At 66.1% G+C, this 6,441-nt stretch carries 7 protein-coding genes; 2 read left to right on the top strand and 5 right to left on the bottom strand.

Going from position 1 to position 6,441, the window contains the following annotated elements:
- The coding region (locus GOOTI_RS02105) for a S9 family peptidase (RefSeq protein ID WP_007236895.1) at nucleotides 1-2,171 on the bottom strand (2,171 nt) is incomplete at its 3' end.
- A gap of 7 nt (nucleotides 2,172-2,178) precedes the next feature.
- Entirely contained in the window at nucleotides 2,179-3,069 is an 891-nt protein-coding gene (locus tag GOOTI_RS02100; RefSeq protein ID WP_007236894.1) for a phosphoribosylaminoimidazolesuccinocarboxamide synthase, read from the bottom strand.
- 54 nt (nucleotides 3,070-3,123) lie between these two features.
- On the opposite strand from GOOTI_RS02100, the gene GOOTI_RS02095 reads away from it, so the two are divergent.
- On the top strand, nucleotides 3,124-3,402 hold the full coding sequence (locus tag GOOTI_RS02095; protein WP_007236893.1) for an Rdx family protein: 279 nt from the start codon (nucleotides 3,124-3,126) through the stop codon (nucleotides 3,400-3,402).
- A gap of 25 nt (nucleotides 3,403-3,427) precedes the next feature.
- Here GOOTI_RS02095 and purB read toward each other — a convergent pair whose 3' ends face one another.
- The 3 genes from purB to GOOTI_RS02080 all read right to left on the bottom strand — a co-directional run bounded on the left by purB (nucleotide 3,428) and on the right by GOOTI_RS02080 (nucleotide 6,010).
- A complete protein-coding gene (gene purB / locus GOOTI_RS02090; RefSeq protein WP_007236892.1) occupies nucleotides 3,428-4,855 on the bottom strand; it encodes an adenylosuccinate lyase in 1,428 nt (475 codons plus the stop codon).
- Between the two features lie 63 nt (nucleotides 4,856-4,918).
- Nucleotides 4,919-5,308, bottom strand: a complete 390-nt coding sequence (locus GOOTI_RS02085; RefSeq protein WP_007236891.1) for a hypothetical protein — start codon at nucleotides 5,306-5,308, stop codon at nucleotides 4,919-4,921.
- A gap of 90 nt (nucleotides 5,309-5,398) precedes the next feature.
- Nucleotides 5,399-6,010: a TetR/AcrR family transcriptional regulator gene (locus tag GOOTI_RS02080; RefSeq protein ID WP_007236890.1), complete on the bottom strand. Its 612-nt coding sequence runs from the start codon at nucleotides 6,008-6,010 to the stop codon at nucleotides 5,399-5,401.
- A 151-nt stretch (nucleotides 6,011-6,161) separates the two neighbouring features.
- Between GOOTI_RS02080 and GOOTI_RS02075 the strand changes: the two genes are divergently transcribed.
- Nucleotides 6,162-6,428 (top strand): metal-sensitive transcriptional regulator, encoded by a 267-nt coding sequence (locus tag GOOTI_RS02075; RefSeq protein WP_005207431.1) that lies wholly within the window; start codon nucleotides 6,162-6,164, stop codon nucleotides 6,426-6,428.
- Nucleotides 6,429-6,441: the final 13 nt, after the last annotated feature.

Here is a 6,441-nt window from a genome sequence, read left to right as displayed (position 1 = left end):
TCGGTCAGCGCACCGGTCTGCTGCAGGATCCACGCCAGCTCGAAAGCGACTTCCTCCCACTGCTTGTAGCGCCCGCTGACGCCACCGTGGCCCGCCGACATCTCCGTCTTGAGCAGGATGGGGGCGTCGGAGGTGCTCAATGCCTGAAGTTTGGCAACCCATTTCGCCGCTTCGGTGTACATCACACGGGTGTCGTTGAGCGACGTCTCCGCCAGGATCGACGGGTACGGCTGCGCGGTCACGTTCTCGTAGGGTGAGTACGACTTCATGTACTCGTAGACCTCGGGATCGTGCAGCGGATCGCCCCACTCGTCCCACTCGATCACCGTCAGCGGCAACGACGGATCGAGGATCGAGTTCAGCGCGTCGACGAACGGCACCGACGCCAGGATGCCGTTGAACAGCTCGGGCGCGAGATTCGCCACCGCACCCATCAACAGACCGCCGGCCGAGCCCCCCTCTGCCACCATCTGTTGCGGAGTCGTCCAGCCCTTCTCGACCAGATACCGCGCCGAGTCGACGAAGTCGGTGAAGGTGTTCTTCTTGGTGAGCGTCTTGCCGTTCTCGTACCAGTGGCGCCCCATCTCGCCGCCGCCGCGCACGTGCGCGAGCACGAACACGACGCCGCGGTCGAGCATCGACAACCGCGACACCGAGAAACCCGGATCGAAACTCGCCTCGTACGAGCCGTATCCGTAGATCAACAGTGGCGCAGGTGTGGGCCGACCGTCGTCGGCGACTCCGACGCCCTTGCGCCGCACGACCGACAGCGGAATCCGCGTTCCGTCTGTTGCCGTGGCCCACTCGCGGGACTGCTCGTACTCGTCGGGGTCGTATCCGCCGAGCACGGGCTGACGCTTGAGCAGGGTGCGTTCACCGGTCTCGACGTCGAGCTCGAACAACTCGGCGGGCTCGATGAAGCTGCCGTAACCGAAGCGCAGGCGCGGCGTCGTCCACTCGCGGTTGCCCGCGAGCCCGAGTGAGAACAGCTCCTGTGCGACAGCGACTTCGATGAAGTCTTCTGCCACCGGCACTCCGTCGATCCGACGCAGGTCTGCGATCGAGACCCGCGGAAGCGCATCGGCACGGTAGGACAGCACGAGGTAGTCGCGGAAGGCGTCGATGTCCTCGATGCGTACACCGCGTCGATGGCCGATGAACTCGGTTCGGACAGAGGGATCGTCGACGGGGGCGATGTCGATCGCGAAGTCCTCCGCTTTCTCCCCGTCGCGAATGTCGTTGTGCACGATCAGGAAGTAATCGCGGCCGGAGATCTCGGCGTGCTCCACCGAGTATTCGACGCCCTCGACGCGCGGCGCGACACTGCGGAACTCGCCCGTAGGGTCGTCGGCGGCGAGCACGAAGCACTCGGAGGTGATCTTCGAGCCGGTGACGATCATCAGGTACTTGTCGCTGCGCGTGGAGCCCATGCCGACCCAGTAGCGCTCGTCGGGCTCGTGGAAGACCTTGACGTCGTCGGTTCCGGCGCCGATGTCGTGGCGCCACACCGTATCCGGGCGCCACGCGGCGTCGACCGTCTGGTAGAACACGTGCTTGGCGTCGAGTGACCACGACGCCCCTCCCGCCGTGTCGGTGATGACATCGGGAAGCAGGTCGCCGGTCTCGAGGTTCTTGAAGCGCAACGTGTACCGCTCGTCTCCGACGACGTCGGTGCTGAACGCGAGCCACTTGCCGTCGTGGCTGACAGCGAGCGCTCCGAGGCTGAAGAACTCGTGTCCCTGTGCCTCGACGTTGGCGTCGAGCAGGATCTCCTCACCCGGCAGCGGAGCGTCGTCGGAGACCTCCGGCGGCGTCCAGTCGTCGACATCGCCGATGGGGCAACGACATTGGATGCCGTACTGCTTGCCTTCCTGCGTCCGGCCGTAGTACCAGTAGCCGCCACGTCGACTCGGCACCGACATGTCTGTTTCCTTGGTGCGCGACTTGATCTCCCCGAAGATCGTGGCCCGCAGGTCCGCGAGTTGCGCGGTGTGCGCCTCGGTGTAGGCGTTCTCGGCTTCGAGGAAGGCGATCACCTCGGCGTCGTCCTTGTCGCGCAACCACTCGTACTCGTCGACGAAGGTGTCGCCGTGGTGGACACGTTCGGTGCGTACCTTCTTGGCGGCGGGCGCGGTGAGCGCGGCAGCGTTGCCGGGGGTGGTGTCGGTCACGAGTCTCCTATGCGTGGTCGGGCCAGTCTGCGAACGACTTCTTCGAAATCAGTTCGTAGGCTTCGATGTACCGTGCGCGCGTGCGTTCGACGACGTCGGCGGGCAGGCTCGGGGGCGGGTCGTCCGACGATCGATCCCACCCCGAGGCGGCCGACGTCAACCAGTTCCGGACGATCTGTTTGTCGAAACTCGGCTGCACGTGTCCCGGCGAGTACGAGGCGGCATCCCAGTACCGGGACGAGTCGGGGGTCAGCACCTCGTCGGCGAGAACCAGCGAACCGTCGGGCGCCTGACCGAACTCGAACTTGGTGTCGGCCAGAATGATTCCGCGGCCGGCGGCGAGGTCGGCGCCCCTGCCGTAGATGTCGAGAGTCGCGGTGCGCAGCGAATCGGCGAGGTCGGCACCGACGAGCTCTGCGGCCTGCTCGACGGTGATGTTCTCGTCGTGATCACCCTGCTCGGCCTTGGTCGCAGGCGTGAATATCGGCTCCGGCAGCTTGTCGGCCTCGTGCAGACCCGACGGCAACACCACCCCGCATACCGCGCCGGTCTTGTTGTAGTCGATGAGTCCCGACCCCGTCAGATATCCGCGTGCCACACATTCGACCGGCACCATCGGCAGCTTGTGCACCACCATCGACCGGCCGACGAGTTCGGCCGGGATGCGCTCGTCGTCGGGGCCACCGGCGAGATGGTTGGGCACGCCGAGCGCGTCGAACCAGAAGAAGCTCATCGCGGTCAGGATGCGCCCCTTGTCGGGAATCTCCGGCGACAACACGAAGTCGTACGCCGAGATACGGTCGCTGGCGACCATGAGCAGGGTTTCGGAGTCGATCTGATAGATCTCGCGCACCTTGCCCGAGGTCACAAAGGTGTACGAATCGAGAGCTGGACGCATACCTCGACCTTAGATGCTCCGGTGTGGCGACGACGCATGTGGGAGCGTAGAGCGATGGCCTCTCCCGCGATCACCATCACGTACTGCACGCAATGCAACTGGCTGCTCCGTGCGAGCTGGATGGCCTCGGAAGTGCTCAGCACCTTCGGCACCGACATCGGCTCGGTCACCCTGGTACCGGGAACCGGTGGGGTCTTCCGGATCGACGTCGACGGAACGCAGCTCTGGGAACGCAAGGCCGACGGCGGGTTCCCCGATGCAGCGGAACTCAAGCGACGTCTGCGCGACACCGCACTGCCCGACTGGCAGCTCGGGCATTCCGAGAAGAAGTGAGCGGTTTCGACCAGCAGGGCGTGAACTACAGGATCGGTGCGGGTACGTAGTTGGCGGCCTCGGGGTTGTCGGCGATCAGCTTCTCCGCAGCGGCGATGACGTCGGCGACCTGGCGACCCGCGGCACCGACGAACACCTCCTTGTCCTCGAGGAGCGCGTCGAGTTGGGCGCGATCGAGGGGGATGCGGTCGTCGGCTGCGAGGCGATCGAGCAGGTCGGGCTCGCGTCCCTGCTCACGCATCGCGAGCGCGACGGCGACAGCGTTCTCCTTGATCGCCTCGTGCGCGGTCTCGCGACCGACCCCCGCGCGCACCGACGCCATCAACACCTTGGTGGTGGCCAAAAACGGCAGGTACCGGTCGAGTTCGTTCTCGATCACGGCCGGGTACGCACCGAACTCGGCGAGCACGGTCAGGAAGGTCTCCAGCATGCCGTCGATCGCAAAGAACGCGTCGGGCAGCGCGACACGTCGGACGACCGAGCAGAACACGTCACCCTCGTTCCACTGGGCACCCGCGAGCTCTGCGGCCATCGAGCCGTATCCGCGCAGCACCACCTGCAGACCGTTGACCCGCTCGCAGCTGCGGGTGTTCATCTTGTGCGGCATCGCCGACGACCCGACCTGTCCGGGCTGGAATCCTTCGGTGACCAGTTCGTGGCCCGCCATCAGCCGGATCGTGTGCGCGAGCGACGACGGTCCGGCACCCACCTGGACCAGTGTCGACACCACGTCGTGATCGAGTGAACGCGGATAGATCTGTCCCACCGACGTCAACGACCGCGCGAATCCGAGGTGCCCGGCAACGCGGGTCTCGAGTTCGGCGAGCTTCGACGCGTCGCCGCCGAGCAGGTCGAGCATGTCCTGACTCGTCCCCATCGGCCCCTTGATGCCGCGCAGTGGATAGCGGTCGACGAGTTCGTCGACGCGCTGCAGGGCGATCATCAGCTCGTCGGCGGCCGACGCGAACCGCTTGCCGAGCGTGGTGGCCTGCGCAGCGACGTTGTGACTGCGTCCGGCCATGACGGTCGAGCTGTACTGCGCTGCGTGCTCGACGAGACGGGCCAGCACCGCGATCCCGTGCGCGTACACGTGGCGCAGCGACTGCAGGATCTGCAACTGCTCGACGTTCTCCGTGAGGTCGCGGCTCGTCATGCCCTTGTGGATCTGCTCGTGGCCGGCGAGCGCGTTGAACTCCTCGATGCGTGCCTTCACGTCGTGGCGGGTCACGCGCTCGCGCTCGGCGATGGACCCGAGGTCGATCTGGTCGATCACGGCCTCGTAGTCGGCGACCGCGCCATCTGGAACATCGATTCCCAGGTCCTGCTGCGCCTTCAGCACTGCCAGCCACAGGCGGCGTTCGAGTGCGATCTTGTTGGTCGCCGACCAGATCTCGGCGAGGTCGGCAGATGCATATCGGCTGGCCAGAACATTGGTGATGGCAGGTTTCGACACGTCAACAGTCTAATCGTGCGTGCGAGTGCCGCCTCCTACGGGCGCCGGGGTCTCACGATCGGCTCAGAGCGCGATGCACATCCCGCCGGATCCGTAGCCCTGGTGCACCCGCGCCAGCGTCAGCGTCGAACGGGCACCGTTCTGTTTCGTGTAGAGATACCTGTCGCCGGTCCGCCGCGGAATCCAACGCACCGTGGCCTGCCCGCCCGAGGGCTCTGCACTCCCGATGAGCTGCGGCGTGTAGCCCTTGCGTCCCTCCCAGAACGTCACTGTTCCGCGGGAGTTCACGAGTCCCGTCAGCCAATAGGTGCACCCTGTCCCGTACACGACCGAGGAGAACGGCACCCCAGGGTCGGGGGCCTGTACCGGTTCGGCCGACGCCGAGCCCTGCGCCGACAACGCACCGACGAACACACCCACAGCGACCACGACGGTCACCGCGAGCCGCTCCATCGGGCCGCATCGCGCGTCGATACTCCGGTCCTTCACCGATCTCCGCACGTCAGTTCCTCCCCACGGTGTCCCACCAGCCATCCCATCGCATCATTTGAGCTCATCCAGCCGCGGGGCCAAGACGTCGACAACCTCTACGAGCGCATCGCACGTGGCGTCGACCGGCGACGATCCGCGTCCGAGCGCACCCAGAACCGCTCCGTCTTCGATCGCGATCAGGTTCTCGACGTGGCCCGCGCGCGCCGCACGCCCGGATTTCTCGAGGACCTGCAGGTGCACCCCTGCGAGAGTCGCGTGTCGCGCGGCGACGACGTCGTAGAGCCGCGGATATCTCGGCGTGAGGGCGATCATCTCGTACCGGGCGGCCAGTTCGTCGTTCGGCGTGGCCGACCCGACGAAGACGTCGGCGAGGGTCTCCGCCGTCGCGTGGCCGCCGCGCCGACGCCGGGCGACGGCGTCACCGCGGTCGATGACGGCCTGTTCGTCGGCCCGCGAGACGAACGCCGCCGCCTCGGCCATGAGGTCTTCGAGCGATCCGAAATAGTAGGTCGTCGACGCCAGCGGCAGCTGAGCGCGATCGGCGACCGCCCGGTGACGCACGGCGTCGAAGCCGCCTTCCAGCAACAACTCTCCGGCGGCCGCGATCAGGCGCGACCGTCGGCGTTCTCCCTTGGGAGTCGTCGCCGCCGTCATGGTCCCCATGCTGCCAAGCGACCGGCGATACGTGGTTGGCTTTCGCGAATCTCGGCCTCACGATCGCCATATACCCCCTGGGGTATGATGAGAGAAGACGAACGGCGGAGGTCCCGTCATCATCACGACGATTCGGACACGGAGCGAGGAGAGTGACTTCATGGTCGGAGACGACGAAGCCATCACGGTGGTACTCAACAGACTGCGCCGCGCGCACGGACAACTCGCAGGAGTGATCTCCATGATCGAGCAGGGGCGCGACTGCAAGGACGTGGTGACGCAGCTCGCCGCCGTGTCGCGGGCACTCGATCGCGCAGGATTCAAGATCGTCGCCACCGGTCTGCGCGAATGCCTCACCGGCGACGAAGCGACAACCGAACCGATGACCGAGGAACAGCTCGAGAAGCTGTTCCTCGCTCTGGCCTGACACAGAGTCAGAC

It is taken from the genome of Gordonia otitidis NBRC 100426, assembly GCF_000248075.1.
Classification (GTDB): Bacteria; Actinomycetota; Actinomycetes; order Mycobacteriales; family Mycobacteriaceae; genus Gordonia; species Gordonia otitidis.
This window is presented reverse-complemented; position numbering and strand designations above follow the sequence as displayed.